Genomic DNA, 24,238 nt, shown 5'->3' on the forward strand with positions numbered 1-24,238 from the left:
GTTCCTCCTCGACGGAGCCGGGGCTTCTTCACGCGGTGAGGAGCCCGATCCCGAGCGTCAGCACTCCGGCGGCCAGCGACACCGCGCCGAGCCAGAGGATCCACGCGAACCCGTTCGGCTCGGTCCGCCCCTTGCCCGCCGAGGCGGCGAAGAACCCACCCGACATCAGCGCGGCGGCCGCAGGCACGCCGAGTCGCGCGATCCAGCCGAGGGCGCCGTCGAGTCCCGCCGCGTCGGCCAGCACGGCGCAGATCAGCCCGAGCGTGACCAGCACACCCGCGTGTCCGTGCCCGGCGCGGGCGGACGACTTCTGGAACTCCGTCATCGGCACCGCGCCGCGCGCGATCCGCGTCAGGAACCAGCCGCCGGACTCGATCGTGACGAGCGTGATCAGCATGACGCCGGCCATCGTCCGGCTCGCGTCGCTGAGGACAAGTGTCTGCACGCCCGCGAGGGAACAGCCTGTGACCTGCTGTTTTCAAGCGGTCGGCACCGGCATGTCCTGAACGGGCAGCGGCGCCTGCCCGCTAGGCCTCCGGCACCATCTGGGGCTGGTGCAGCTCGGCCTTGCCGGCCTGGCAGATGAAGTAGGCGTCGATGTTCGTCGCGCGCAACGTCACCTCGGAGCCCGCCACCAGTTCCCGGTAGCGCGGCAGGTCCGGCAGGCCGAGGGCGACGGTGTCGAACGGGTGGGTCTGGCGCAGCATCAACGACCTGCGCAGGGCCTCACCGAACGCCCAGCGGGGTGAATCGTCGTCCTGGGGAACCTCGACCAGCGCGTCTTCGAGGTGGCGTTCGAGCGCGGCTCGCACGTGGTCCGCCGTACCCCACGTCGCGATGTCCGTGACAGTCATGTGTCAGGTATCGGGATGAAACGCCGGATCATTAGCCGTTCGGACGTCCCGATCGGGTCGTTTTCGAAATTCACGAGCTCCTGAGGCTTCTGAATGATCTCATCGGGCATGCCTCGTCCCGCGATCCTGCTGGACGTCGACGGCCCGCTGAACCCGTTTCTCGCGAAGCCGACCCGGCGCCCGGCCGGCTACACCACGCACCGCATCCGCCCGCACGGCTTCTTCCGGCCGTTGCGCGTGTGGCTCGACCCGTCGCACGGCCCGTGGCTGCTCTCGCTCGCCGCCGCCGTCGACGCCGACCTGGTGTGGGCGACGACGTGGGAACACGAGGCGAACGAGTTCATCGGCCCGGTCCTCGGCCTGCCCGACCTGGAGTGGATCGCGTTCGGCGGCGCCGGCCACAGCGACGGCCTGCACGCCAAGGTCCCGGCGATCACCGAGTGGGCCGGCACGAGGCCGATCGCGTGGCTGGACGACGAGTTCCAGCCGCGCGACACCGAGTGGGCCGCGGAACGTCCCGGCACGTTGCTGGTGCCGGTCGACCCGCGCAAGGGCATCGGCATCGACCACCTGGAACGCGTCAGGGCGTTCCTCGCTGGTGCAGGGCGATCTCCGCGAACTCCTGCACCCGTGCGAGCGTGATGCCCTCGCGCTGCTCGACGGCGAGCGGGTGCCCCGTCGGTTCGAGCTCGATCAACGGACGCTCGCCGAGCTTCTGCGTGTGCAGCCGGGTCTTGAGGTTGACGGTCGGATACTCGTAGCCGGGCAGGGCCGTCGACAGCCACCCGAAGTACGGCGGCTCGGCCACGCGCGCCGGGTCGTCGAAGACGTCCAGCATGCGCTGGTAGTTCGCGGGCGAGAGGGACACCCACACGCCCCACTCCAGGTCCTCGTCGGCGTCGCGCACCGGCAGCACGATCCGCCCGCGCGCGAAGTAGTGCTCCTCCGCGATCACGCACTGCTCCCCGGCGAGGAAACTGCCCGGCAACCCGGCCACCTCGTCGGACCAGTACACCGGCGCCGGCATCGAGTAGGCGAACGGCAGCCCCTCGTGCACCTCACCGCAACACGAACAGCTGAACCCCAGAGCGGTCATGACCGGAGCCTAAAGCGGCGACCTCCGTTCACCTTGACCGCCTACGGTCGCGCCCGTGATCACCTCGAGGCGCAGGGCCGTGCTGATGGCCGAGTACGTCGCCGTCTTCTTCGGCCTCGCCCTGCTCTACTTCCTGCTGGCCCGCGGCACGAGCCCGATCCCGGTGCTGCTGGTCCTGGGCGGCGCGAGCGTCTGGTACCTGCTGCGCTCCGAGACGTTCGACCGGAAGTCGTTGTGGCGCCGCGAAGCCGTGCGCTGGCGCCCGATCCTCGCGCTGTGGGCTTTGTCGGCCGTCGCCGCCATCGCCGTCGTGGCGGTGCTGTTCCCGGCGCAACTGTTCGCGTTCCCGCGCGAACAACCACTGCTGTGGCTGGCGGTGATGGTGTTCTACCCGCTGCTCAGCGTGTACCCGCAGGAACTGGTGTTCCGCGCGTTCCTGTTCGACCGCTACTCCGCCGCGTTCGGCACCTGGACCGTCGCAGCGAGCGCGGCGGCGTTCGGCTTCGTGCACATCGTCTTCGGCAGCTGGGTCTCGGTCGTCCTGTCAGCAGCGGGCGGCTGGCTCTTCGCCACCCGCTACCAGCGCACCCGTTCCCTGCTGGCGGCGTCGATCGAACACGCCCTCTACGGCATGCTCGTGTTCACCGTCGGCCTGGGCCAGTACTTCTTCCACGGCGCTCAGACCTGACGAATCGGCACGACCTCCACCAGCCGTCCGACGTCCTTGAAGTCCTTGACGTTCATCGTCAGCACCGGCACCCCCGCGACCGCCGCGGTGGCCGCGATCTGCAGGTCCATCCGCCGAGGCCGCGGACTGCGCCCAGCCCGCCGCACCAACGAGGCCATCTGCCCGTAGACCTTGGCCTCCTCGACCCCGAACGGCAGCACCTCGAACGTCTGCAACGCCGCGTAGTACCGCTCGGTCCGCGCGAACCGCTCGACCGGATCCTCGGTGTCGAGCCCAAAGGCCAACTCCGCGATCGTCACGGCACTCAAGTACGGCTGGGCGTTGACGTACTCACCCAGGTTCGCCCGCTCCAACCTGATCAGCACACAGGTGTCGAGCAGACAACTCAGCTGCGCCACGGGTCGTCCAGGGGGTCGTCGGCACCGAAGATGGCATCAGCCGCCTGCCGATCGGCCTCCCACCGTTCGGCGTCCACCGAGGGCAGGGTGCCGAACAGCACCTGCACGTCCCCGAGCGGCGGCCGGCTGACCGCCTCCTCGCGGTAGGGCGAGAGCTGGGCGACGGGCTTGTTGTTGCGGGTGACGACGAAGCTCTCACCCGCCTCGACGCGCCGCATGATCTCCGCGTTGTCGTTGCGGAGTTCACGCTGGCCGATGGCTTTGAGCTGCTGCATGCCACCAAGGTAGCACCAACCCCAAATAAGTGCTACAGAGTCGCTACAGAGATGCATGCAAACGCACCAGCAACGTTTCGTCCCCAACGCTCGATCTAGCCCTCAAGACCGCCGTCGTGAGGAGCAGCCGTGCCCGGCCCGGACGATCTGAAGAAGGCCCTCGCCGCCTTTCCCAAGCCCGACGTGACCGCCCTGTCGAAGCTCGTCGAGGCCGAGCGGGCAGGTGTGTTCGCCGACTACCCCCTGGCGGAGTGGCCGAACCTGGAACTCGACCGCTACGCCTTGGGAACCAAAGGAGACTCCTTCAGCCGCAGGATGGAGTTCCGCACGCCCTACTCGGGGACGATCAAGGGCGGCAGCTCGGTCAAGCACATCATCTACCGGCGTCGGTCCGACCAGTCCTGGTACCAGGCGGGTTCACTCGCCGAGCTTCCGGTCGACGAGGCATGGCGCCGCCTGCGCGCCCAGTTCACGCAGGCCTTCGCCGCGGTCGAGGCGAAGGAGTTCGGCGAGCTGAGCCGCCTCACTCTGCTGCGGCACGGCCAAGCGGTCGTCACGAAGGCGCTCACGACGTACTTCCCCGAGGCGTTCGTGCCGATCTTCTCCGCCTCCCACCTGCGCGACTACATCAAGCTCCTCGGCGCCGAGCCGGTGGCGAACGGCCTGTCGTGGGACCTCAACCGCCAGCTCAAGGACCTGCTCAGCCGGCACCGCACCTTCTCCGGCTGGACCAACCTCGAGGTTGCCCGCTTCCTGTACAGCCACCTCGATCCGCGGGGCGTGACCGAGAACGTCGTCAAGATCGCGCCGGGCCGCAACGGCGAGTACTGGAAGGAGTGCCTGTCGGAGGGCGTGATCAGGGTCGGCTGGGACGAGGTCGGCGACCTGGGCGACTACGCGACGCAGGAAGACCTGACCGAGGCGCTCCTGTCGGCCTATCCGGAGAAGTCCGCGCACGCGCACAAGGCCACGGCGTCGCGGCTGTTCCGCTACTTCCGAGACCTGCCAACGGGTTCACGGGTGGTGGCGAACCAGGGCAAGTCCAAGATCCTCGCGGTCGGCACCGTCACCGACAGGGGCTACGAGTACGACCCGTCCAAGACCAGGTACCGGCACACCCTCGCGGTGGAGTGGGACACCCGGTACGAGCAGGAGCTCGACGAACCGATCAACTCCTGGCTGAGCACGTTCTCCCCGGTGAGGTCCGCGCTGTGGACCCGAATCCGCGCGCAGGTCACGGTCGTCCAGGAAGTGCCTGATGACATCAAGAACGTCATCCACGGTCTCGAACGCAAGAAGCAGGTGATCCTGCACGGCCCACCGGGCACCGGCAAGACTCGTCTCGCCAACCTGGTGGCCAAGGAGTTCGCCGGAGCCAACGTCACGCACACGACGTTCCACCCGTCCTACGGCTACGAGGACTTCGTCGAGGGGTACAAGCCGATCGGCTCGGCGTCCGGTCTCACGCTCAAGCTCGAAGACGGAATCTTCTTGACGGTGTGCGAACAGGCCCGCGAGAAGCCGAAGCAGAACCACGTCCTCGTCATCGACGAGATCAACCGGGCCGATCTGTCTCGCGTCCTCGGCGAGTTGGTCACCTACCTCGAACGCGACAAGCGCGGCCTGAAGTTCGTGCTGCCGACCAGCCGCCGCACGTATGCCGTACCTGACAACGTCTTCATCATCGGCACCATGAACACCGCCGACCGCAGCGTCGCCCACCTCGACGCCGCGATCCGCCGTCGGTTCGAGTTCCGCGAACTGCGCACCGACCACGATCTCGTCGTCGGCGAGGTCGGAGCGCTCGACCTCGGCAAATTGCTGACGGAGCTCAACACGAGGGTGCGCGACCTGCTCGGGCCCGACTTCGAGATCGGGCACTCCTACTTCCTGTTGGACGGCAAGCCCCTAGACAACGAGAAGGACGTGCACGCCGCGTTCTTCCACGAGATCAAGCCGTTGCTGGAGGACTACACGATCAACGACCAGCGCGTGCTCAAGGAAATCCTCAAGGGCACCCTCGACGTCGACCCCGACACGTCGCCGGACGAACTGCTCACGCTGCTGGCCGAGCAGTTCAAGGCGGAGGCGGCCGCCGATGAGTCTGGCTGAGGTCTCCGAGTACGGCACGGTCACGATCCCGTTCGAACTGACCGAGGCCGACCACCGCATGCTGCTGAACCCGAAGCTGCGCAAGCACATCAAGCTCGTTCCTGGGCCAGGAAGCAGCTGGCAGGTGAAGGCCGGCGACGTCGTCGGAGTTCTGCAACTCACCAACGGGCCGATCCAGATCCGGCCGAAGATCAAGATCAGCGGCGCCATGCTCCTCAACTGGCTGCACTACGCGCTCGATCCGCAGAAGCCCTTCGACCCGCCCGACAAGAACTGGGACGTAGGCGGCACCCACTTCAGCGACATGGTCGTGCGCGCCCTTTTGAACGAGTGCGTGGCGCTGTCCCGCGGCGAACTGCGCCGCGACTACCAGAGCCACGACTCGGTCGAAGGGGTGCTGCGCGGCCGCCTCGACCTGGTCCGGCAGGCCACCCGGCGCTACGGGATGGTCGACCGCCTGCACGTGCGGACCTTCGAGCGCACCGCGGACATCTGGGAGAACCAGGTCTGCGGCGCCGCCCTGCGTCACGTGGCGACCACCGCCGACAACATGCACCACCGTGCCGAGGCTCTGCGGCTGCTCGTCAGGTTCCCCGAGTGCTCCGGCAAGGCCGCGCTGAAGATCCTCGCCCGCGCCCGCCACAACCGGCTCAACCACCGCTACCGGGCCGCGCACACGTGGGCGGCTGTGATCCTGCGGGCCGGCGGCGTGCGCGACCTGTACCTCGACGGTGACTTGGTCGGCGCCTCGCAACTGCTGGACATGCCGGTGCTCTGGGAGAGGGTCGTCCAGCGCATGGTCGACACGACCACGATCACCCCCATCGAGGTCGGGCGACCAGGCCGACCGCCCGCTCGCTACACACCGGACGCCGTGGTGGTCACTCCGACGGGCAGGCTGGCCATCGACGCCAAGTACAAGAACTACGACACCCGAAACGTCACTCGCGACGACATCCACCAACTGCTCACTTACGCGAGTGCCTACCGAATGTCGGACACCGACCGGCTGCACACCGCCATCGTCTACCCCTCGACGTCTGCTGCCGAGCCACGCCTGATCAAGGTCGACTTCGGGGGCAACCGGCTGGCGGAGATCGACCTGGTCGGCGTTGATGTGACAGTTCGGCCAGAAGTCAACGCGACAGTTCTGCGAGAGCGCTTCCACAGCTAAGCTGTTCAGATATGAGAACGATTCGCGTCTTGGCTCCCCTGCTCCTGGCCGCGAGTCTCGTGGCTCCCGTGCAAGCGCACGCGGAGGAGGCGGCCTGGACCGGCCCCCTCAGCACCCGAGGCCGGTGGATCGTCGACGCCCACGGCGACCGCTTCAAGCTCAAGTCCGGCAACTGGCACGGTGCGAGCGGCACCTACACCGGTTCCGGCGACATCAACGACCCCGCCAACCACCACTCCGGCGAGAAGGCCTACCAGGTGCCGCTCGGCCTCGACCGGGCGTCGATGGCCACGATCATCAGTGGTTTCAAGGAGATCGGCGTCAACAGCATCAGGCTGCCGTTCTCCAACCAGATGATCAAGGACACCAACCCGGTCAACGGCCTGAAGGACGCGCAGCTCAACGGCAAGCGGCCCCTCGAGGTCTACGACGCGGTCGTCGGCGAACTGACGCGCAACAACCTCGCCGTCATCCTCAACAACCACACCACGACGTCGCGGTGGTGTTGCGGGGTCGACGGCAACGAGCGCTGGAACACCAGCCAGAGCACCGACCAGTGGATCAACGACTGGGCGTTCATGGCCGACCGCTACAAGGCCAACAAGCGCGTTGTCGGCGCGGACCTCTACAACGAGGTGCGCCGCAACGTCTGGGACGACCCGAACTGGGGCTGGGGCAACGACCACGACTGGCACAAGGCGTCCCAGCAGGCCGCGGATCGCCTGCAGCAGACCGCGCCCGACCTGCTCGTGATCGTCGAGGGCATCAACTGGACGGGCATCCCCGTCGACGGCTTCGCGCACGGGCGGCCGACGCTGGAACCCGCGCGGTTCCTCAGCCACACGCTCGCGAACCCCGAGAAGCTCGTGTACTCGGCGCACTTCTACGGTTACACGGGCCCGAACCACAGCGGCGCAACGGGAATCGGTGAGACGACCGACCCGCGCTACCAGGACCTGTCGCCGCAGGAGCACATCAACGTGTTGCAACGGCAGGCGTTCTTCATCACCGAGGCGCAGAAGCACTTCACCGCGCCGTTGTGGATCAGCGAGTTCGGGGTCGGCGGCCGCGGGGAGAACAACCCCAAGGCGCGCGACTGGTTCGAGCGCTTCGTGAACCAGCTGATCGCCAACGACACGGACTTCGCCTACTGGCCGTTGGTCGGCTTCCACACCAACCGCGGCGGCAACGGCTGGGCGTTGTTGCACTGGGACGCCAACGGCAACCGCATGGGCGTCAACGACGGCGACGACTGGCGGGCCGGCGCGTGGAACCGCCTCGTCAACGCGCCGAGCCGGACCGGGCAGGTGGCGCGCGAGACCCGGTGGAACCAGCTGCTCAAGGAGTCCTGCCCGCAGAGCGAGAAGCTGGTCGGCATCAGCCACACCGGCAACCGCGGCCTGTGCGTCAGTGGTCCACAGTGGAGCAACACGACGCGCGTCACCAACGAGCAGCACGTGACGAACGACTGGGCCTCCGGGTACACGAAACTCCAGTGCCCGCAAGGCAATGCCACCGTCGGCTACGCCAACTTCACGTTGATCTGCGCGCCGGTCGCGCAGGGAAACCAGACCCGCGTGCTCTGGTTCGACCGGGGCGACAACCGGCCGGACCAGGGCGGTGACTGGGCGAACGGGCACTACAAGGGCCAGTGCGCCCAGGACGAGCACATCGCCGGTGTCGCCTACAACTGGCGCAGGACTCCGGACGCGCTGCTCTGCCGGAAGTGAAGTCCGAAGTGTTCTAGGAAAGCGGCCGCAGGATCGTCGACGGGATCGTCGGTCCTGTGGCCGTTCTTCGTGATCACGATCTTCTCGTCGGTCACGGTGATGCGGCCGTCCGGCGTCGCGATGCTCGCCCTCGGCGCCACGCGGAAGTTCGACTCCGGCCCGGTCTGCTGCCACCAGCAGGCCGGGACGAAGTCCGTCAGCTCCCGCGGCCGCCGATCGATCCGGTAGCAGGGCTTGTCGTCGTTGTAGACGTCGACGTCGTCGCCGTGGTCCACGAACGTGAAGACGCCCGCCGGGTCCACCTGTTCCTCGCGCGAGTCCCAGCGCAGCGGGCGCAGGGTGAACGCTCCGAACCCGACGTCGCACAGCCACTCACCGTCCACCAGCAACGTCAGGTGGGCGAACGGATAGCCCAGCCGGCCGTCCTGGCCGAACACCCGCGCGGCCATCAGGTCGACGTGATGTCCCAAGTGCCGCAACAACTCCGCGAACAGCCCGTTGAGCTCGTAGCAGAACCCGCCGCGCCGTTGCGTCACGATCTTGTCGTGCAGCCACGGGATCTCCAGCACGATCCGGGTGTCCATGTGCGTGTAGAGGTTCTCGAACGGAACGCTCATCAGGTGCCGTTCGTGCAGCTCCGCCAACGACGACGAGCGGGTCGCGCCGATGCGCTGAAGGTAGTCGTCCACCGTGCCACGATAGCCACATGCACGAGGTCAGGATCGGCACTTCCGGATGGGTCTACCCACCCTGGCGCGGCACGTTCTACCCCAAGGGCGTCACGCAGAAGCGGGAGCTGGCGTACCTGAGCGAGCAGCTCGGTTCGGTCGAGATCAACGGCTCGTTCTACTCGCTGCAACGCCCGTCGAGCTATCAGAAGTGGGCCGCCGAGACGCCCGAGGACTTCGTGTTCTCGGTCAAGGGCAGCAGGTTCATCACGCACATGAAGCGCCTCAAGGACGGCGACGAGCTCCTCGCGAACTACCTGGCGTCGGGAGTGCTGGCCCTGGGCCCGAAGCTCGGCCCGATCCTCTGGCAGCTCCCGCCCACGCTCCAGTTCGACGCGGGCCTGCTCACGGCGTTCTTCGAGGCGCTCCCCCGCACCACCACCGAAGCCGCGAAGATCGCCGAACGGCACGACCACCGAGTGGACCCGGCCCACACCACCACAGACGCCGAACGGCCGATGCGTTATGCCGTCGAAGTCCGCCACGACAGTTACGCCAACCGTGAGTTCTTGGAGCTCCTCCAACGCCACGGGATCGCCGTCGTCATCGCGGACGCCGCCGGCAAGTACCCGTTCATCGAGGAGGTCACGGCGGACTTCGTCTACGTCCGGCTGCACGGCCACGACGAGCTCTACGTGAGCGGCTACACCGACGAGGGCCTCGACCGTTGGGCGGAGAAGGTCCGGGCGTGGAGCGCGCACGGTGACGTGTTCGTCTACTTCGACAACGACGCCAAGGCGTACGCCCCGCGCGACGCACGGGCGCTTCAAGATCGGCTGGCCGACTGACCCGAATGGACGCACACTCCAATGCGACGGAGGTGCGCCCATGTCGACGAAGAGCCTCATCGCCGCCCTGGTGATCACTGCGGGCGCGGTTGCCTCCAGTGGGATCGCCGCTGCGCAGAGTGACGGAACCTGCGACAAGGGCGAGTTCTGCGTGTGGGCCGGACCGGAGTACACGGGCTCCGTGCAACGCCTCGACCTGGAGACCGCGAACCCCGGCGAGTGCATCACCCTGACGCTCACCGGCAAGTCGTTCGCGAACCGCCTGAGCAGGGACGCGAGCGTGTACCAGCGGGAGAACTGCTCGACCGAGGCCGAGTTCACCACCTACCCGAAGCACGGCACCTACGTGCCGGACGCCTACTTCGTGATCAGGGGCCTCCAGGTGTGGGGTCCCTAACGAGCACGACCTACTTTAGTCACCCTATGTAACTCCACTCGATCGTGTGAGTACTCACCAGTAGGTCCCCTTTCGTGCCTAAGTTGCCGCCCTATCGAGTGGTGGCAGCTGGAGGAAATGTGACCGTGGCGGGTGAAGCCGGGTTACTGGAACTGATGGCCGGACGACTGGCCCAAGACGATCTCACCCCACGTGCGGCGGAACTGGTGCTGGCGGCGTGCCGGGGCGACGCGGCGCTGGACCGCGCGCTGACCGGCGTCGCGGTCGAGGACGACGCGCCCCTGGAGCAGTCCGACGGGCCTGGCCAGGGCATCTTCGTGGCGGAGATCCGGGTGCGCGGCTTCCGCGGCATCGGTCCCCAGGCACGCCTGCCGCTGGCGCCTGGCCCGGGACTGACCGTCGTCACCGGCCGCAACGGCTCGGGCAAGTCGAGCTTCGCCGAGGCCGCCGAACTCGCGCTGACCGGTTACAACGCCCGCTGGACCCAGGCCAGGCACGACACCTGGAAGCAGGGCTGGCGCAACCTGCACCAGCCCGACACCGCCGTCGAATTGGAGCTCGTCCAAGCCGAGCACGCGGAGAAGACGACGATCCGAAGACGGTGGGCGCCGGACGAGGATCTGGCGCGGGGCGTGTGGACGCAGGACGACCAGCCGTTCGACCACGGCAGGTGGCACGACGCGTTGGAGACCTACCGGCCGTTCCTGCCCTACAGCGAGCTGGGGACCGTTCTCGACGCCCAACCGGAAGACCTCTACGAGGCGATGCACCGCCTCCTCGGCCTGGAGGCCATCACCGAGGCGCAGCAGGCGCTCGCCGAGCACCGCAAGCGCCTCGCCGAGGTCGTCGCCCGCCCCTACGACCGGCGCGAACGCGTGCGCGCGGCGCTGCTGGCGTCCCAGGACGAACGCGCCCGCCGCGCCGCCGCGCTGCTCGGCAGCGACTCCCCCGACCTCGACGCGATCGCGGACCTCGCGCTCGGCGCGGAGGTCGGCACCGGCACGAACCTGCTGCACCAGATCGTGGACGTGACACCGCCGCCCGACGACGAGGTCGAACGGGTGCGCGAGACGCTCGACCTGGCGCTCGGCGCCGTCACGGCCGTCGCGACGGACAACGCGCAGGACTCGTTGCGGTGCAGCGAGATCCTGCGGCTCGCGATCCAGCTGACGGAGTCCGCCAAGGCGTCCGACTCCGCCCGCTCCCAGACCTGCCCGGTGTGCGACCTCGGCCGACTCGACGGCCGCTGGCTCTCGAAGGCCAAGGACCGCGCCGAGCACCTCGCCAGGGCCGCCGCCGAACTGCACGAGGCCGCCGACCGCCTGGACGTCGCCGTCGCGGCCACCCGCGCGTTGTGCCAGCCGGTGCCCGAGGTGCTGCTCGAAGCCGAGGGCGTGCTCGACGTGACGACGGCGTTGCAGGCGTGGCAGGCCTGGCACGACTGCGTCGCGATCGACGACCCCGTGCGCCTTCGACAGGAGGTATTCGAGCGGTATACAGGGCTCATACAGGCTGTCGACCAGCTGAAGACCGTCGCGCGGGAGCAGATCGAGCGACGCGACCTGGTGTGGCGGCCGATGGCGATCGCGTTGTTCGAGTGGCACTCGCAGGCCCAGCAGGCGCTGGCGGACTCCCAGGTGCTCGCGGACGTGACCGAGGCGGAGAACTGGATCCGCAAGGCCGCGGCGACGTTGCGGGCCGAGCGGATCGCGCCGTTCGCGAAGGAGTCGCAGCGGATCTGGCAGCGGCTGCGCCAGCAGAGCAACGTCGACCTGGGCGCGGTGCGGCTCGGCGGGGCACGCAACGTCGAGCTGGACGTGTCGGTCGACGGCGTCACGAACTCGGCGCTCGCGGTGATGAGCCAGGGCGAACTGCACTCGCTGGGACTCGCGTTGTTCCTGCCGCGAGCGATGGTGGACGAGAGCCCGTTCCGGTTCGTGGTGATCGACGACCCGGTGCAGGCCATGGACGCCTCCAAGGTCGACGGGCTCGCACAGGTGCTCGCCGACGTGGGGCTGACCCGCCAGGTCGTGGTCTTCACGCACGACGAACGGCTGGTGGAGGCGTTGCGACGGCTCCGGCTCCCCGCGACCGTGTGGGAGGTGTGCCGCGGCGAGGAGTCCGTGGTGCAGGTGCGGATGTCGGACGACCCGGTCGGCCGCTGCCTGGGCGACGCCCGTGCGATGCGGAGCGACGAGGACCTGCCGGACGCGTTGCGCGCGGAGCTCGTGGCCTCGTGCTGCCGGGCCGCGCTGGAAGCCGCGTCGCACGCCCGGTTCCGGCGTCGCCGCCTGGGCCACGGGATGCCGCACGCCGAGGTGGAACGCCAGCTCGAGTGCGCGTTGACGACGCGGCAGAAGCTCACCCTGGCCGTGCTCGACGACCTCGCGGAGCCGGCGAAGCTGGTGCCGCACCTGGAGGACGTCGTCGGCTCATGGGCGGTGGACCTACTGCAGGCGTGCCGCGTCGGCGGGGACACCGGCGACCTGGACGTGCTGATCCGCGACACCGAACTGCTCGCCGGGTGGTTGCAGCGATGACCCTCCCCTCTGACGTCCAGGACCGGCTCACCTGCGTCGCGAACCTGCTGGCGCGCCCCGACCAGCTCGACGGCGTGCGGATCCGGTGCTGCGCCGAGCTGTTGCGCACGGCGGTGGAACGGTCGGTGGCGCGTGCGTGCGGTGCCGAGAACGCCGACCAGCCCGTGCACGCGTTGCTGATCGCGCTTCCATCCTTTGTGGACACCGATGTGGCGCAGGACGCCTCCCAGCTGTGGCACGCGCTGAGTCGCGCGATCCGCCACCACGGCTACGAGCTGACCCCGACCGTCGCGGAGTTGGCTGGCTGGCACGCCGACACCGCGGCCGTGGCGGCGGCCCTGCGCCCGAATCTGACCCCGAATCTGACCCTGTCCGGCAAGATCGACCTGAGCTGAAGGCACCGGTGAAACTGCTGCTGTTCGCTGACCTGCACCTGGACACGCGTTTTCCGAGCGCGGGACCTGAGCGGCGTCAAGCGTTGCGCGACACGTTGGGCCACATCGTGGATCTCGCCCAGGAATCCGGCGTCGACGCGATGCTGTGCGCCGGCGACCTGTACGAGCACGATCGGTGCTCCCCTTCGACGGCCTCGTTCCTGCAGTCGTCGTTCGACTGCCCGGTACCGGTGTTCCTGGTGCCCGGCAACGACGACTGGTACGGGCCCCAGTCGGTCTACCAGCAGGTGGACTGGACGCCGAACGTGCACGTGTTCTCGTCGGAGTCGCTGACGCCGGTGGAGCTCGCCGACGGGATCACGTTGTGGGGCGCGGCGAACGTCGGTCCCGGCCCGGCGCGGGACGTGCTCGACGGGTTCGCGGTGAACCGGAGTGGCGTGAACCTGGCGCTGTGCCACGGTTCCGCACCCGGTGACGTCGCGATCACGGGGCTGGACCACGCGTTCCTCGGGCACGTGCACACGCCGGAGCACGCCGCGCACTACACGTTCCCGGGCAACCCGGATCCGCTGACGCCGGGCGAGACCGGGGAACGCGGCGCGGTGCTGTGCACGGTGCACGAGGACGGTTCGGTGTCGCGCGAGGTGTTCGACGTGTCGGCGTCGCGGTCGCTCGGCTGGCACGAGGCCGAGCGGACGTTCCCGTTGCTGGACTTCGACCACGTGTCGTCGGAACGGACCGTGCGCGGCCAGTTCGTGCGGGACGTGCTCGCCGATCCGTCGCTGGACGTGGCTCTGCGCGGGCGTGTGCTGTCGGCCGGCCTGCGCGCGTTGGAGGAACGATGAGGATCGAGTCCGTTGTCGCGCACGCGTTCGGGCCGTTGCACGACCGCACGTTGCCGCTGGCGCCCGGCCTGACCGTGGTGGCCGGGATGAACGAGTCGGCGAAGTCGTCGTGGCACGCGGCGATCCGCGCGGCGCTGTGCGGTGCACCGGCGTCGCGGCACCGTCCGTGGCGGGGCACGGCGTGGCGGGTGGAGGCGATGGTGTCGCTGGAGTCGGGCGAGATCGTGATGGTGGACCGCGATTTCAACGACGACACCGCTCCGGACGTGTCGCGCCGCGTCGGCCTGGACCGCGCGTCGTTCACCTCGACCGCGTGCGTGGACCAGGCGCAGCTGCTGTCGGTGCTGGACGCGGCCGACGGCATGCAGAACCACCTGCGGCGCGCGGCGGCGACGGCGGGCACCGACGGCACCGTGGAGCAGGCGTTGCAACGGCTGACCGCGCCCGTCGACGAGTTGCGCGAGGCCCGCAACCGCTTGCGCGAAGCCGAGACCGACCTGGCCGTGGCACGGCGTGAACACGACCGCTACCAGGAACTGAGCGCCCAGGCCAGGTTCGCCTCGGCCGCCCGCGCCCGCCTGGCCGTGCAGGAGCACACGGAGTCGATGAAGGGCCTGTCCACGCGCGTGGGAAGGCTGATCGAGCTGAAGAAGCGGTTCGGCGACTCGCCGCCGTCCGGTCTGGCCGCGCAGGAGGAACTCACCCACGTGGTGAACCGCGCGCTGGCCGCGTGGCGCGCCGCGCCGAACCCGCGTGCGCTGGCCGGCCCGACCGCCGCGACGCTGGAGACCGAACTCGAGTCCCTGCCGAAACCCCCGGTCGGCGAAACCGCGCTGGACGACGAACTCCGCGTGGTCGCCTCGGCCTACGCGACCGCGTCCGCCGTGGCCGCCGCGCACAACGAACGCCGTCCGCAGCCCCCGACGACCGCCGAACCGTCCGTGCTGCGCGGCCTCGCCACCCGCCTGGACCCGGCCGCCGGTGGCCGCCTGACCACGGCGTCGATCGACGTGGACACCGCCCGCCAGCACCAGGACCACGCGGCCGCCGACGCGGCCCGCACCCAGGTCGAGGCCGACGTGGCCGCGGCCCGCGTGCAGGAGATCGCGGTGCCGAACCCGTTCCTGCGCAACGCTTTGCTGGCGTTGAGCTGCCTCACCTCGCTGGTCGGCCTGCTGCTCTTCCTGACAGGCCAACACCTCGCGGCCGTCGGCGTCGTGGTGGCAGCCCTGGTAGCGGGCGTCGGCGGCGCCCTGTCCCGTGGCAACAGCACCCACCGCGAAGCGGCCGTGACCTTCGCCGCCGACCGAGCGTCCGCCGCCACCGACTCGCGCGCACGCCTCTTCACCGCGGACCGCGCCCTCGCCGAAGCCGAGGGCCAACGCGCCGTGGCGCTGGAAGCCGTGCGAATCCACGACGAGGCCGTGGCCGAATGCGCCTCGCTGCGGGTGCCGGCGGACCGCGAAACGTTGTGGCGCCTGGCCAACCGAAGCGCCTGGGAAGCCGACCACGCCGACCTCGTCTGCGAGGTGTCCCGCACCGAGAAGGCAGTGCGCGTGGAACTGGCGGCCCGCGGCAAGGTGGACGCCGCGATGACCGTCCCCGACCTCCTCGTGGACTACGAAACCGACTGCAAGGTCCGCGCCCGCCAGGCGTTGATGGCGGCCCAACGCCCCCTCCTCGCCCAGGCTCTCGCAGACCGCCGCCTCGCCGAAGCCGCCGTGACCGAAGCCGCCACCGCCCGAACGCAGGCGTTGAACCTCCTCCGCGAGGCCGTCAAGGCCATCGGCGGCACCGGCGACCGCCCGGAAGACCTCCTGCGCGCCGTCGCCGAGTGGCAACGAGGCTGGGACCGCCTCCTGCGCGAAGCCGAGGACGAACGCATCGCCTGGGCGGAACTCCAAACCCTGCAAGCCGACGGCACCCTCGACGACCTCGAGACAACCCTCTCCGCAGCCCAAACCCACCAGGCCACCCTGGTGGAAGCAGCCCTCCGCTACGCCACCGTCCCGCCGGCGGACCCGTCCTCGGCGCCCAACGCCGAGGCTCTGACCGCCACCGTCGCCGAACTGGCCCGTACCCTCCCCAGCGTCCCGGACGCCGAGGAGGCACTGGCGACCGCAACAGCGGCCCTGGCCGAACTGACAGCCGAGGTGGAGGCCATAGACCTGGCCTCCCGCTACCTGACCGCAGCACGCGAAAAGGTCCACAGCACCATCGCCCCGGCCCTCGAAGACACCCTCCGCACGTGGCTCCCGACCGTCACCGACGGCCGCTACATCGACGCCGCCGTGGACCCCGCAACCCTGACCGTGCGCGTCCGCACGTCCGCCGAGTCGTGGCACCAGGCCTCACGCCTGTCCCTGGGCACGGCCGAGCAGATCTACCTGCTGCTCCGCGTGGCCCTGGCCCAGCACCTCGCCACCGAGTCCTGTCCCCTCCTGCTCGATGACGTGACCGTGCAGGCGGACGACACCCGCACCCACGCCGTGCTCGACCTGCTGCTGCAACTGTCGGCGGACCGGCAGATCGTGCTGTTCGCGCAGGACACGGCGGTGGCGGAGTGGGCGCGGGAGAAGCTGGGCGAACGGGACGTGCTGCACCAGCTCACCCAGGTGGCTGCCTGAGCGACACCACGAGCGCGAGGACCCGGTCGGCGACGTCGTCCGGGTCTTCGCGCTCCCAGACGCGGACGACGCGCCAGCCCGCCGACGTGAGCTGTGCATCCGTGTCCCTGTCACGAACGACCACGCCGCGCAGCACATCGACACGCCTGCGCCGGTTGGTCCCGGGAGCGGCGACGTCGACGAGGTACCGCAGCCCCTCTGCGGTGCAGCGCTCTCCTGACCGCCATCTCCGGCGCCGTCCCGGTCCGGCGCGTGTGGCGCATGACCTTCGACGTCGCCTCGGACGTGGCGGCCGGCGCGGAGCCTGGATCGACGTAGCGGTACACGACCAGCAGCTTCGCAGAATTGTCAGACCCCGGGGTTACCGTCGAGCCATGACCAACGCCGCCTTCCGCAAGCTCTCCCCCGACACCGACGAGAAGCTCGCCGAGCTGGGCCTGCGCCAAGCGATCCTGGATCGCGCGATCACGGCCGGGATCGACGCCCGCGCCGCCTCGCCTCCGTTCGGGCCCACCAACGCGCCGGGTCTGCTCGACTGGATTCATCGGGTGGGCACGTTGCGGGAGTTGCTGGCGGCGGAAGGGTGGCAGCGGCTCGACCACTGGAACGCCGGGCTCATTCGGCACCCGTCGCGGCCGGTGTTGCTCGGGACGTTGCAGGGCAATCGCGGCACCGGGTCGCCGGAGGCGCCGTTGCGCAGCGACTACGCGAAGGGGCCCGCTATCGCGGCGATGATGCGGGACAACGACCACGACCAGTTCGCGCTGTTCGAGAACGTGCGCAGCGAAGGGCTCAAGTTGTGGTTCCTGGTCACGTATCCGGTGCAGTTGGAGGATCGGCTGCTGGTGTTGCGGGAGGTGTCGCAGCCGGAGCCGACGCCGCAGAACCAGATCATCGAGCGGTGGGCGTATCGGATCGTGTTGCCGCCGATGGAGTTCCCGCTGACCAAAGCGCCCAATGTGGACGGTCCGGAGGAGGTGGACTTTCCGGTCTCGCTGCGGCGGGGTTAGTGGGTCATGCCTGCGGCGAGGTTGGCCAGGGCGCCGGCGGCGACCAGGAGGGCCAGGGTGAGGGTGGCCAGGGTGAGTGGTCTGCGCAGGCCTGTGGTGTGGCGCATGCGGTAGGTGGTGGCGAGGCTGAGCAGCGCGCAGGCGATCGGGGCGGTCCACACCCAGTGCGGCCAGCGGATCGCGCCCACGACGGAGAGACCAAGGAACAGCAGGCCCAGTAGCCAGGCGGCGAAGCCTGCCGTGTGCAGCAGTTGCTTTTGCCGTTGGGCTCTGTTTTCTGGTGCCACGCAGCCACGTCCGATCCACCTGTGTCCAGCGCCGCACGTTTTACGCTACGCCAAACGGCCTGGTGATGCCGATTTGAGCGCTAGGCCCGGGGCCGTCTGGCCGTGGGGACGGGCAAGAGCGACAATGGCCGGATCATGCTCACGCCCTCGCGACTCACGCTCGCCCGCACCCGGCGCGGTCTCACCGCGGCCGAGTTGGCGCGGAAGTCGGGGGTGCAGGCTCGGGCCATCAACGAGTACGAGCGCGGGGTGCGCCAGCCGTTGCCCGCGACGGTCGAGTCGTTGGCCGGGGCGCTGGGATTTCCGTCCGGGTTCCTGGAGGCGCCGGAACCGCCTCGGCCGCAGAACGCACCGGAGGACGCGCAGGTGACGGCGGCCGCTCAGCTCGCGATCGAGTTCAACGGGTGGCTCGATCGGCTGTTCGTGTTGCCGCAGCCCGATCTGCCGGCTCCGCGCACGTCGCCGCAGGGGGTGCGGGACGCGTGGCGGCTCGCTGACGGGCCCGCGCCGAACATGGTGCAGTTGCTGGAGTCGCACGGTGTGCGGGTGTTCTCGTTGCCGGTCGACTGCGTTGTGCAGGAAGCCTTTTCGTGGTGGCACAACGGGACGCCGTTCGTGTTCCTGACGCCGACGGCCTCGCCGGAGCAGGCCAGGTTCGACGCCGCCGTGCAGTTGGCGGTGTTGCTCGGGCACGACGAACCCGGTGAGTTCACGGCCGAGTTCCTGATGCCCCAACGGCAGTTGCCCGGCACCGATCACCGGCACTGGCACGTGGGACGCGAGCAGTTCACGCGGTGGGCGAACGTGCACAGCCTCGTGCCGGGCGGCATGACGCGCCGGGAGACCTCGAAGCTGCTCACCAAGGTGTTCAAGGTCCTGCGCGAGAACGGGACCACGCCGTCGCACGTGGCCAAGGAACTCGACCTCGGGCTCGAGGAGCTCAACGGGCTGGTGTTCGGCCTCGTGCTCACGGCCCTGCCCGGTGGCGGCGAGCCTGGGCCTCGTGGGCGTGCGCGGTTGACGCTCGTCCACTGACTCTGGTGTCGCCGGAGGCCGTGCACGTACGGTCGGCGGCCGACCGCGATCCGCGACCGAATTCGGTCACTCGGCGGAGTCTCATACCCCTCAGACTGGGCCAAACGAGCGATTTGTGAAACGCATCGCCCGGCATCCCCGACACTGAGAGTGACGGGAAGCCGAGTCGTGAGGATGCCCCATGACGATGCAGCAACGCACAGAGCCATCGCCCGCCGCCGTCCTGATCGCCGTTGCCGTGCTCGCGCTGGTTCTGACCGTTGCTTTCGGCCCTCTGGGCTTCGTCCTCGGTCTCGCGTTGTTCGCGTTGATGTTCATCGGAACCAAGAACAGGTCCGCCGAGCCGATCGCCCCGGCGCGGACCCGGTCCCGCCTGCGCCGCCTGTCGACGGCCGGGCGGGTCTCGATCGTCGGCGAGTCCCACCACCAGGACGCCATCGGCGAGGTCGTCCACCTCTCCTCGACGCACACGCCCGACTCGCGGGACGGCACGTCGGTCCCGGCCGTCGCGGTGCTGGTGCCGGAGGCCGGGAACCGGAGTGCGGTGCGGGTCGACCTGCTGCGCGGCGACGGGTCCGCGGTCGCCGCCGGGTACCTGCGCGGCGAGCAGGCCGGTGAGTACGAGCCGCTGCTGAGGGAACTCGCCGAACGCGGTGAGGTCGGGTCGTGCCCGGCCCGCATCGTCGTCAGCGGCCAGCGGTACGGCGTGCACCTGCATCTCGGCGCGCCGCGGTTGCTGCTGCTGGACCACGACGCGCTCGGCACGGCACCCACGTTGCCGGCGGAACAGCAGGTCGCCGTCGTTGGAGAGAGCGTCCATCAACACGTGCTGTATCGCGTGGTCAACGGGCGAACGCCGGTGCACGTGATCGCCGAGTTAAGGGATTGCAGGATCGCTAGAGGGTCTCACGTTGGTGAACACACCCTCGAAGTGCTGCTCGAAGGCGAGTCGATCGGACAACTCACGCACGCGATGGGGCTTCGCTACTACGACATGGCGGAGGAGTGGCGCGCCCGCACGGGGCGCGCGCTCTGCGAAGCCGTCATCACCAACGAGGGCACGCGCGGTCTTCAGGCGAACTTGCTGCTGCCCAAGTAGTCGGCGAACGTCCGCGGCGCACGCCCGAGCACGCGCTGGACACCGTCGGCGATGTGCGCTTCCTTGCCCTCGCGGATGAGCACGATCAGCATCGTGACGAGCTCGGCGATCTCCTCCGAGTAGCCGTGCGCCAACAGCACCAGGGTGAACTCCGCCTCCGGGAGGTCCACGTACCGCACGGGCTTGCCGGTCACCTCGGTGATCCGCGCCAGCACGTCGGGGAACGACAGGACCTCACCGCCGCTGAGGTCGTAGGTCTGCCCGTGGTGGCCGGACTGCGTCAGCGCGACGACGGCGACCTCAGCGATGTCCACCGCGTCGATGAACGGGTGCACGCCTTCGCCCGCGGGAACGGCGAGTTCGCCGTGTTCGACGGACGGGGCGAAGATGTCCTCGTCGAAGTTCTGCATGAACCACGTCGGCCGCAGGATCGTCCACTCCGCACCGGAGTCCTTGACCGCCGCCTCGAACGGGTCGTCGTCCGGGGCGCCGCGCATCGACAGCAGCACGAGTCTCGTGACGCCGGCCTTCACCGCGACGCGCACGAACTCGGACAGCAGCACGGGGTTCTCCGGCGGCACGACGTAGACGGCGGTCGTGCCGGCGACCGCGGGCTCCCAGGTGTCCTGATCGGACCAGTCGAACTTGGTCGACGCGGACCGCGACGCCGGACGGGCCGCAGGGCCGAGCAGTGCGGTGACGCGACGACCGGTCTTGCCGGTGGCGCCGAGCACGAGGACCGAATCAATGTTGATTGCGCTCAATGTTGACATGACTAGAGCTAATCAACGTTGACGCGGACGATCCATGTCCATACCACCGGCATCCTTGCTCGTTCGTCCACGTGGTAGTTGTGGGGCATGAGTCAGCGTGATCTCGTGGACCTGAGGGACGCCCTGCGCGCGTTCGCCGCTGCCCGTGACTGGGACAGCTACCACACGCCCAAGAACCTGGTGATGGCGTTGTCCGCGGAGGTCGGCGAGCTCACCGACCTGTTCCAGTGGTTGACGCCGGAAGAGGCCAGGGACGCCATGAAGGACCCGGAACTCGCGTGGAACGTCCGGGACGAGCTCGCGGACGTGATGCACTACCTGACCAGGCTGGCGGACAAGCTCGACGTCGACCTCGTGGAGGCCGCGTTCGCCAAGATCGAGCGCAACGAGCTGAGGTTCCCGACCGGAAGCCTGGTGCCCGTCCCGCTCGAGAAGATCAAGGACGGTGCCGGGGAAGGGTGAAGCCGGAGACGCGCCGTTCCCCTTGCGGCATCACTACGACTTCGCGACGGAGAACGGCGCTCCCGTGGTCAGCGTCGACAGGAAGACCTGGATCCGTGACCAGTACCTGGTCCTGGTCCGGGTTCCTGGCGTCGACCGCCGGCTCGTGATCGCCCTGGCCGTGGCGCTCGACGCACTGCAGTCCCGCTAGGACTAGAGGTAAGTCAGCAGGAGGAGGATCAGGCACACCAGCAGCACGACGCCGAGCACTGCGGGCAGGATCGACTGCGAGGACGGCGCGGGCTCGCGGGCGTGCCTGCCCCGCCTCCTGCGCGCTCGCCACCGCAAAGGTGCCTCCCCTGCCCACTGCTCGTTCATGACGATCACGGTAGGGAGGAACAACCCGAGCCTGACTCACGTCACCCGCTCGCCGAGGTCTCATCACCCGGTCAGCCGCTCAAGGCGTACCGCACCACATGCACGAAGACATGCGAAAAACGGTCCAGAAAAAGGGCAGGAAAAGGCACGAAAAAAGCCCTGCGGGGAGCGCTTGTGGCGCTCAACCCGCAGGGCAAATTAAGTTCGGCGGCGACCTACTCTCCCACACCGTAACCAGTGCAGTACCATCGGCGCAGAAGGGCTTAACTACCGGGTTCGGAATGGGACCGGGTGTTTCCCCAACGCTATAACCACCGAAACACTATGGAAATATCAACCTGAACCCCGACCAACAGAAACCTGAGTCTCTGCTTGGGGTCGATCGGTTCTGGTTGTTCTCCCAGAACCGCACAGTGGATGCGTAGCGTCTTTGTAACAAGTCCTCGGCCTATTAGTACCAGTCAGCTCCAACCGTTACCGGTCTTCCACCTCTGGCCTATCAACCCAGTGGTCTAGCTGGGGGCCTTAACTCACGAAGAGTGGGATACCTCATCTTGGAACGAGCTTCCCGCTTAGATGCCTTCAGCGGTTATCCCTTCCGAACGTAGCCAACCAGCAATGCTCTTGGCAGAACAACTGGCACACCAGCGGTCCGTCCGTCCCGGTCCTCTCGTACTAGGGACAGCCTTCCTCAAGTATCCTACGCGCGCGGCGGATAGGGACCGAACTGTCTCACGACGTTCTAAACCCAGCTCGCGTACCGCTTTAATGGGCGAACAGCCCAACCCTTGGGACCTACTCCAGCCCCAGGATGCGACGAGCCGACATCGAGGTGCCAAACCATCCCGTCGATATGGACTCTTGGGGAAGATCAGCCTGTTATCCCCGGGGTACCTTTTATCCGTTGAGCGACCACGCTTCCACAAGCCATGGCCGGATCACTAGTTCCGACTTTCGTCCCTGCTCGACCCGTCAGTCTCACAGTCAAGCTCCCTTGTGCACTTGCACTCAACACCTGATTGCCAACCAGGCTGAGGGAACCTTTGAGCGCCTCCGTTACTCTTTGGGAGGCAACCGCCCCAGTTAAACTACCCACCAGGCACTGTCCCTGATCCGGATCACGGACCGAGGTTAGACATCCAATACGACCAGAGTGGTATTTCAACGATGACTCCACAACCACTGGCGTGGCCGCTTCACAGTCTCCCACCTATCCTACACAAGCCGAATCGAACACCAATACCAAGCTATAGTAAAGGTCCCGGGGTCTTTCCGTCCTGCCGCGCGTAACGAGCATCTTTACTCGTAATGCAATTTCGCCGGGCCTGCGGTTGAGACAGTCGAGAAGTCGTTACGCCATTCGTGCAGGTCGGAACTTACCCGACAAGGAATTTCGCTACCTTAGGATGGTTATAGTTACCACCGCCGTTTACTGGCGCTTAAGTTCTCAGCTTCGCCACCGAAGTGACTAACCGGTCCCCTTAACGTTCCAGCACCGGGCAGGCGTCAGTCCATATACATCGTCTTGCGACTTCGCATGGACCTGTGTTTTTAGTAAACAGTCGCTTCTCGCTGGTCTCTGCGGCCGTCTCGCCCTAGCCTGCAAGAGGCTTCAAGCGCTACGGCCCCCCTTCTCCCGAAGTTACGGGGGCATTTTGCCGAGTTCCTTAACCACAGTTCGCCCGATCGCCTTGGTATTCTCTACCTGACCACCTGTGTCGGTTTGGGGTACGGGCCGCGTGAAAGCTCGCTAGAGGCTTTTCTCGGCAGCATGGGATCACTCTACTTCGCCTCAATCGGCTACGCATCACGTCTCAGGCTTAATGAGTTGCGGATTTGCCTACAACTCGCCCTACACGCTTGCACCAGTACTACCACTCACTGGCGGAGCTACCCTCCTGCGTCACCCCATCGCTTGACTACTACAAGTTCAGGTCCCGCGCTCCACTGACTTCTAGCTCCCGAAGGAGTTTCGAAGGGCTTCGGGCGGTTAGTATCACAAGGTTCATCATGGGCGCGTTCACACGGGTACGGGAATATCAACCCGTTGTCCATCGACTACGCCTGTCGGCCTCGCCTTAGGTCCCGACTTACCCTGGGCGGATTAGCCTGGCCCAGGAACCCTTGGTCATCCGGCGGACGAGTTTCTCACTCGTCTTTCGCTACTCATGCCTGCATTCTCACTCGCATAGCGTCCACGGCTGGATTACTCCGCCGCTTCAACCGCTACACGACGCTCCCCTACCCATCCCGAGACAAGCTCGGAATGACACAGCTTCGGTGGTGTGCTTAAGCCCCGCTACATTGTCGGCGCAGGACCACTTGACCAGTGAGCTATTACGCACTCTTTAAAGGGTGGCTGCTTCTAAGCCAACCTCCTGGCTGTCTGTGCGACCCCACATCCTTTCCCACTTAGCACACACTTAGGGACCTTAGCTGGCGTTCTGGGCTGTTTCCCTCTCGACTACGAAGCTTATCCCCCGCAGTCTCACTGCCGCGCTCTAACACACCGGTATTCGGAGTTTGGTTGATTTCGGTAAGCTTGTGGGCCCCCTAGACCATCCAGTG

26 protein-coding genes and 2 rRNA genes (1 of these 28 only partly in view) are annotated in these 24,238 nt (G+C 67.8%); 16 read left to right on the plus strand and 12 right to left on the minus strand.

What is annotated here, in order from left to right:
• Window positions 1–28: 28 nt before the first annotated feature.
• Window positions 29–445 carry a hypothetical protein gene (locus JNUCC0626_RS21670; protein WP_394621605.1) on the minus strand — a complete coding sequence of 139 codons (417 nt, stop codon included), beginning with the start codon at window positions 443–445 and terminating at the stop codon, window positions 29–31.
• Window positions 446–527: 82 nt separating this feature from the next.
• Complete coding sequence (locus JNUCC0626_RS21675; protein WP_394621606.1) at window positions 528–854, minus strand: hypothetical protein; 327 nt, start codon at window positions 852–854, stop codon at window positions 528–530.
• 108 nt (window positions 855–962) lie between these two features.
• Here JNUCC0626_RS21675 and JNUCC0626_RS21680 point away from each other — a divergent pair, with 108 nt between their 5' ends.
• The gene (locus JNUCC0626_RS21680; protein WP_394621607.1) at window positions 963–1,496 is read left to right on the plus strand and encodes an HAD domain-containing protein; all 534 of its coding nucleotides are present in this window, start codon (window positions 963–965) and stop codon (window positions 1,494–1,496) included.
• On the opposite strand, the gene JNUCC0626_RS21685 is transcribed toward JNUCC0626_RS21680, so the two are convergent.
• Complete coding sequence (locus JNUCC0626_RS21685; protein WP_394621608.1) at window positions 1,435–1,950, minus strand: DUF2199 domain-containing protein; 516 nt, start codon at window positions 1,948–1,950, stop codon at window positions 1,435–1,437. The genes JNUCC0626_RS21680 and JNUCC0626_RS21685 overlap by 62 nt on opposite strands.
• Before the next feature lie 55 nt (window positions 1,951–2,005).
• On the opposite strand from JNUCC0626_RS21685, the gene JNUCC0626_RS21690 reads away from it, so the two are divergent.
• Window positions 2,006–2,638 (plus strand): CPBP family intramembrane glutamic endopeptidase, encoded by a 633-nt coding sequence (locus JNUCC0626_RS21690; RefSeq protein WP_394621609.1) that lies wholly within the window; start codon window positions 2,006–2,008, stop codon window positions 2,636–2,638.
• Here the strand turns inward: JNUCC0626_RS21690 and JNUCC0626_RS21695 are convergent.
• Window positions 2,629–3,036, minus strand: a complete 408-nt coding sequence (locus JNUCC0626_RS21695; protein WP_394621610.1) for a type II toxin-antitoxin system VapC family toxin — start codon at window positions 3,034–3,036, stop codon at window positions 2,629–2,631. The genes JNUCC0626_RS21690 and JNUCC0626_RS21695 overlap by 10 nt on opposite strands.
• Window positions 3,024–3,311, minus strand: a complete 288-nt coding sequence (locus JNUCC0626_RS21700; RefSeq protein ID WP_394621611.1) for a type II toxin-antitoxin system Phd/YefM family antitoxin — start codon at window positions 3,309–3,311, stop codon at window positions 3,024–3,026. The genes JNUCC0626_RS21695 and JNUCC0626_RS21700 overlap by 13 nt, the downstream gene beginning before the upstream one ends.
• Before the next feature lie 129 nt (window positions 3,312–3,440).
• Here JNUCC0626_RS21700 and JNUCC0626_RS21705 point away from each other — a divergent pair, with 129 nt between their 5' ends.
• Genes JNUCC0626_RS21705 through JNUCC0626_RS21715 form a run of 3 tightly spaced genes read left to right on the plus strand, consistent with a single transcriptional unit; the run spans window position 3,441 to window position 8,327 of the window.
• Window positions 3,441–5,423, plus strand: a complete 1,983-nt coding sequence (locus JNUCC0626_RS21705; RefSeq protein WP_394621612.1) for an AAA family ATPase — start codon at window positions 3,441–3,443, stop codon at window positions 5,421–5,423.
• Window positions 5,410–6,597 carry an McrC family protein gene (locus JNUCC0626_RS21710; RefSeq protein WP_394621613.1) on the plus strand — a complete coding sequence of 396 codons (1,188 nt, stop codon included), beginning with the start codon at window positions 5,410–5,412 and terminating at the stop codon, window positions 6,595–6,597. Before JNUCC0626_RS21705 ends, JNUCC0626_RS21710 begins: the two co-directional genes overlap by 14 nt.
• A gap of 29 nt (window positions 6,598–6,626) precedes the next feature.
• Complete coding sequence (locus tag JNUCC0626_RS21715) at window positions 6,627–8,327, plus strand: glycoside hydrolase family 5 protein (RefSeq protein WP_394621614.1); 1,701 nt, start codon at window positions 6,627–6,629, stop codon at window positions 8,325–8,327.
• Here the strand turns inward: JNUCC0626_RS21715 and JNUCC0626_RS21720 are convergent.
• The gene (locus JNUCC0626_RS21720) at window positions 8,282–9,016 is read right to left on the minus strand and encodes an arylamine N-acetyltransferase family protein (RefSeq protein ID WP_394621615.1); all 735 of its coding nucleotides are present in this window, start codon (window positions 9,014–9,016) and stop codon (window positions 8,282–8,284) included. The genes JNUCC0626_RS21715 and JNUCC0626_RS21720 overlap by 46 nt on opposite strands.
• Before the next feature lie 17 nt (window positions 9,017–9,033).
• Here JNUCC0626_RS21720 and JNUCC0626_RS21725 point away from each other — a divergent pair, with 17 nt between their 5' ends.
• From JNUCC0626_RS21725 to JNUCC0626_RS21750, 6 genes are all read left to right on the plus strand, one after another.
• Complete coding sequence (locus JNUCC0626_RS21725; RefSeq protein ID WP_394621616.1) at window positions 9,034–9,843, plus strand: DUF72 domain-containing protein; 810 nt, start codon at window positions 9,034–9,036, stop codon at window positions 9,841–9,843.
• 40 nt (window positions 9,844–9,883) lie between these two features.
• Window positions 9,884–10,240 carry a peptidase inhibitor family I36 protein gene (locus JNUCC0626_RS21730; protein WP_394621617.1) on the plus strand — a complete coding sequence of 119 codons (357 nt, stop codon included), beginning with the start codon at window positions 9,884–9,886 and terminating at the stop codon, window positions 10,238–10,240.
• A 155-nt stretch (window positions 10,241–10,395) separates the two neighbouring features.
• Window positions 10,396–12,780: an AAA family ATPase gene (locus tag JNUCC0626_RS21735; RefSeq protein ID WP_394621618.1), complete on the plus strand. Its 2,385-nt coding sequence runs from the start codon at window positions 10,396–10,398 to the stop codon at window positions 12,778–12,780.
• The gene (locus tag JNUCC0626_RS21740; RefSeq protein ID WP_394621619.1) at window positions 12,777–13,175 is read left to right on the plus strand and encodes a hypothetical protein; all 399 of its coding nucleotides are present in this window, start codon (window positions 12,777–12,779) and stop codon (window positions 13,173–13,175) included. Before JNUCC0626_RS21735 ends, JNUCC0626_RS21740 begins: the two co-directional genes overlap by 4 nt.
• A gap of 8 nt (window positions 13,176–13,183) precedes the next feature.
• Window positions 13,184–14,020 carry a metallophosphoesterase family protein gene (locus tag JNUCC0626_RS21745; protein ID WP_394621620.1) on the plus strand — a complete coding sequence of 279 codons (837 nt, stop codon included), beginning with the start codon at window positions 13,184–13,186 and terminating at the stop codon, window positions 14,018–14,020.
• Window positions 14,017–16,647, plus strand: a complete 2,631-nt coding sequence (locus JNUCC0626_RS21750) for an AAA family ATPase (RefSeq protein ID WP_394621621.1) — start codon at window positions 14,017–14,019, stop codon at window positions 16,645–16,647. Before JNUCC0626_RS21745 ends, JNUCC0626_RS21750 begins: the two co-directional genes overlap by 4 nt.
• On the opposite strand, the gene JNUCC0626_RS21755 is transcribed toward JNUCC0626_RS21750, so the two are convergent.
• The gene (locus JNUCC0626_RS21755; RefSeq protein WP_394621622.1) at window positions 16,628–16,771 is read right to left on the minus strand and encodes a hypothetical protein; all 144 of its coding nucleotides are present in this window, start codon (window positions 16,769–16,771) and stop codon (window positions 16,628–16,630) included. The two genes, JNUCC0626_RS21750 and JNUCC0626_RS21755, sit on opposite strands and share 20 nt — an antisense overlap.
• Window positions 16,772–17,021: 250 nt before the next feature.
• On the opposite strand from JNUCC0626_RS21755, the gene JNUCC0626_RS21760 reads away from it, so the two are divergent.
• Window positions 17,022–17,657: a hypothetical protein gene (locus JNUCC0626_RS21760; protein ID WP_394621623.1), complete on the plus strand. Its 636-nt coding sequence runs from the start codon at window positions 17,022–17,024 to the stop codon at window positions 17,655–17,657.
• Here the strand turns inward: JNUCC0626_RS21760 and JNUCC0626_RS21765 are convergent.
• The gene (locus tag JNUCC0626_RS21765) at window positions 17,654–17,944 is read right to left on the minus strand and encodes a hypothetical protein (RefSeq protein WP_394621624.1); all 291 of its coding nucleotides are present in this window, start codon (window positions 17,942–17,944) and stop codon (window positions 17,654–17,656) included. The two genes, JNUCC0626_RS21760 and JNUCC0626_RS21765, sit on opposite strands and share 4 nt — an antisense overlap.
• Window positions 17,945–18,079: 135 nt before the next feature.
• On the opposite strand from JNUCC0626_RS21765, the gene JNUCC0626_RS21770 reads away from it, so the two are divergent.
• Together JNUCC0626_RS21770 and JNUCC0626_RS21775 are read left to right on the plus strand one after the other, a co-directional pair.
• On the plus strand, window positions 18,080–18,979 hold the full coding sequence (locus JNUCC0626_RS21770; protein WP_394621625.1) for a helix-turn-helix domain-containing protein: 900 nt from the start codon (window positions 18,080–18,082) through the stop codon (window positions 18,977–18,979).
• A gap of 181 nt (window positions 18,980–19,160) precedes the next feature.
• Window positions 19,161–20,078 carry a hypothetical protein gene (locus tag JNUCC0626_RS21775; RefSeq protein WP_394621626.1) on the plus strand — a complete coding sequence of 306 codons (918 nt, stop codon included), beginning with the start codon at window positions 19,161–19,163 and terminating at the stop codon, window positions 20,076–20,078.
• Here the strand turns inward: JNUCC0626_RS21775 and JNUCC0626_RS21780 are convergent.
• Window positions 20,051–20,842 (minus strand): NmrA family NAD(P)-binding protein, encoded by a 792-nt coding sequence (locus tag JNUCC0626_RS21780; RefSeq protein WP_394621627.1) that lies wholly within the window; start codon window positions 20,840–20,842, stop codon window positions 20,051–20,053. The genes JNUCC0626_RS21775 and JNUCC0626_RS21780 overlap by 28 nt on opposite strands.
• A gap of 96 nt (window positions 20,843–20,938) precedes the next feature.
• Here JNUCC0626_RS21780 and JNUCC0626_RS21785 point away from each other — a divergent pair, with 96 nt between their 5' ends.
• The gene (locus tag JNUCC0626_RS21785) at window positions 20,939–21,313 is read left to right on the plus strand and encodes a nucleotide pyrophosphohydrolase (RefSeq protein ID WP_394621628.1); all 375 of its coding nucleotides are present in this window, start codon (window positions 20,939–20,941) and stop codon (window positions 21,311–21,313) included.
• Window positions 21,297–21,503 carry a hypothetical protein gene (locus JNUCC0626_RS21790; protein ID WP_394621629.1) on the plus strand — a complete coding sequence of 69 codons (207 nt, stop codon included), beginning with the start codon at window positions 21,297–21,299 and terminating at the stop codon, window positions 21,501–21,503. Before JNUCC0626_RS21785 ends, JNUCC0626_RS21790 begins: the two co-directional genes overlap by 17 nt.
• A 2-nt stretch (window positions 21,504–21,505) precedes the next feature.
• Here the strand turns inward: JNUCC0626_RS21790 and JNUCC0626_RS21795 are convergent, their stop codons facing one another.
• From JNUCC0626_RS21795 to JNUCC0626_RS21805, 3 genes are all read right to left on the minus strand, one after another.
• Window positions 21,506–21,670: a hypothetical protein gene (locus tag JNUCC0626_RS21795; protein ID WP_170176444.1), complete on the minus strand. Its 165-nt coding sequence runs from the start codon at window positions 21,668–21,670 to the stop codon at window positions 21,506–21,508.
• A 202-nt stretch (window positions 21,671–21,872) separates the two neighbouring features.
• Window positions 21,873–21,989: ribosomal RNA gene (rrf, locus tag JNUCC0626_RS21800) — 5S ribosomal RNA — on the minus strand.
• 112 nt (window positions 21,990–22,101) lie between these two features.
• Window positions 22,102–24,238, minus strand: a 23S ribosomal RNA gene (locus JNUCC0626_RS21805) (it continues 948 nt past the right edge of the window).

This window comes from Lentzea sp. JNUCC 0626 (assembly GCF_043632865.1).
GTDB lineage: Bacteria > Actinomycetota > Actinomycetes > Mycobacteriales > Pseudonocardiaceae > Lentzea.

Excerpts from the sequence above, each read along its gene's own strand:
- JNUCC0626_RS21770 (WP_394621625.1), top strand. The coding sequence starts at position 18,080 with ATGCTCACGCCCTCGCGACTCACGCTCGCCCGCACCCGGCGCGGTCTC.
- JNUCC0626_RS21740 (WP_394621619.1), top strand. The coding sequence starts at position 12,777 with ATGACCCTCCCCTCTGACGTCCAGGACCGGCTCACCTGCGTCGCGAAC.
- JNUCC0626_RS21785 (WP_394621628.1), top strand. The coding sequence starts at position 20,939 with ATGAGTCAGCGTGATCTCGTGGACCTGAGGGACGCCCTGCGCGCGTTC.
- JNUCC0626_RS21735 (WP_394621618.1), top strand. The coding sequence starts at position 10,396 with ATGGCCGGACGACTGGCCCAAGACGATCTCACCCCACGTGCGGCGGAA.
- JNUCC0626_RS21710 (WP_394621613.1), top strand. The coding sequence starts at position 5,410 with ATGAGTCTGGCTGAGGTCTCCGAGTACGGCACGGTCACGATCCCGTTC.
- JNUCC0626_RS21725 (WP_394621616.1), top strand. The coding sequence starts at position 9,034 with ATGCACGAGGTCAGGATCGGCACTTCCGGATGGGTCTACCCACCCTGG.
- JNUCC0626_RS21795 (WP_170176444.1), bottom strand. The coding sequence starts at position 21,670 with ATGAACGAGCAGTGGGCAGGGGAGGCACCTTTGCGGTGGCGAGCGCGC.
- JNUCC0626_RS21685 (WP_394621608.1), bottom strand. The coding sequence starts at position 1,950 with ATGACCGCTCTGGGGTTCAGCTGTTCGTGTTGCGGTGAGGTGCACGAG.
- JNUCC0626_RS21680 (WP_394621607.1), top strand. The coding sequence starts at position 963 with ATGCCTCGTCCCGCGATCCTGCTGGACGTCGACGGCCCGCTGAACCCG.
- JNUCC0626_RS21750 (WP_394621621.1), top strand. The coding sequence starts at position 14,017 with ATGAGGATCGAGTCCGTTGTCGCGCACGCGTTCGGGCCGTTGCACGAC.
- JNUCC0626_RS21730 (WP_394621617.1), top strand. The coding sequence starts at position 9,884 with ATGTCGACGAAGAGCCTCATCGCCGCCCTGGTGATCACTGCGGGCGCG.
- JNUCC0626_RS21700 (WP_394621611.1), bottom strand. The coding sequence starts at position 3,311 with ATGCAGCAGCTCAAAGCCATCGGCCAGCGTGAACTCCGCAACGACAAC.
- JNUCC0626_RS21775 (WP_394621626.1), top strand. The coding sequence starts at position 19,161 with ATGACGATGCAGCAACGCACAGAGCCATCGCCCGCCGCCGTCCTGATC.
- JNUCC0626_RS21675 (WP_394621606.1), bottom strand. The coding sequence starts at position 854 with ATGACTGTCACGGACATCGCGACGTGGGGTACGGCGGACCACGTGCGA.
- JNUCC0626_RS21760 (WP_394621623.1), top strand. The coding sequence starts at position 17,022 with ATGACCAACGCCGCCTTCCGCAAGCTCTCCCCCGACACCGACGAGAAG.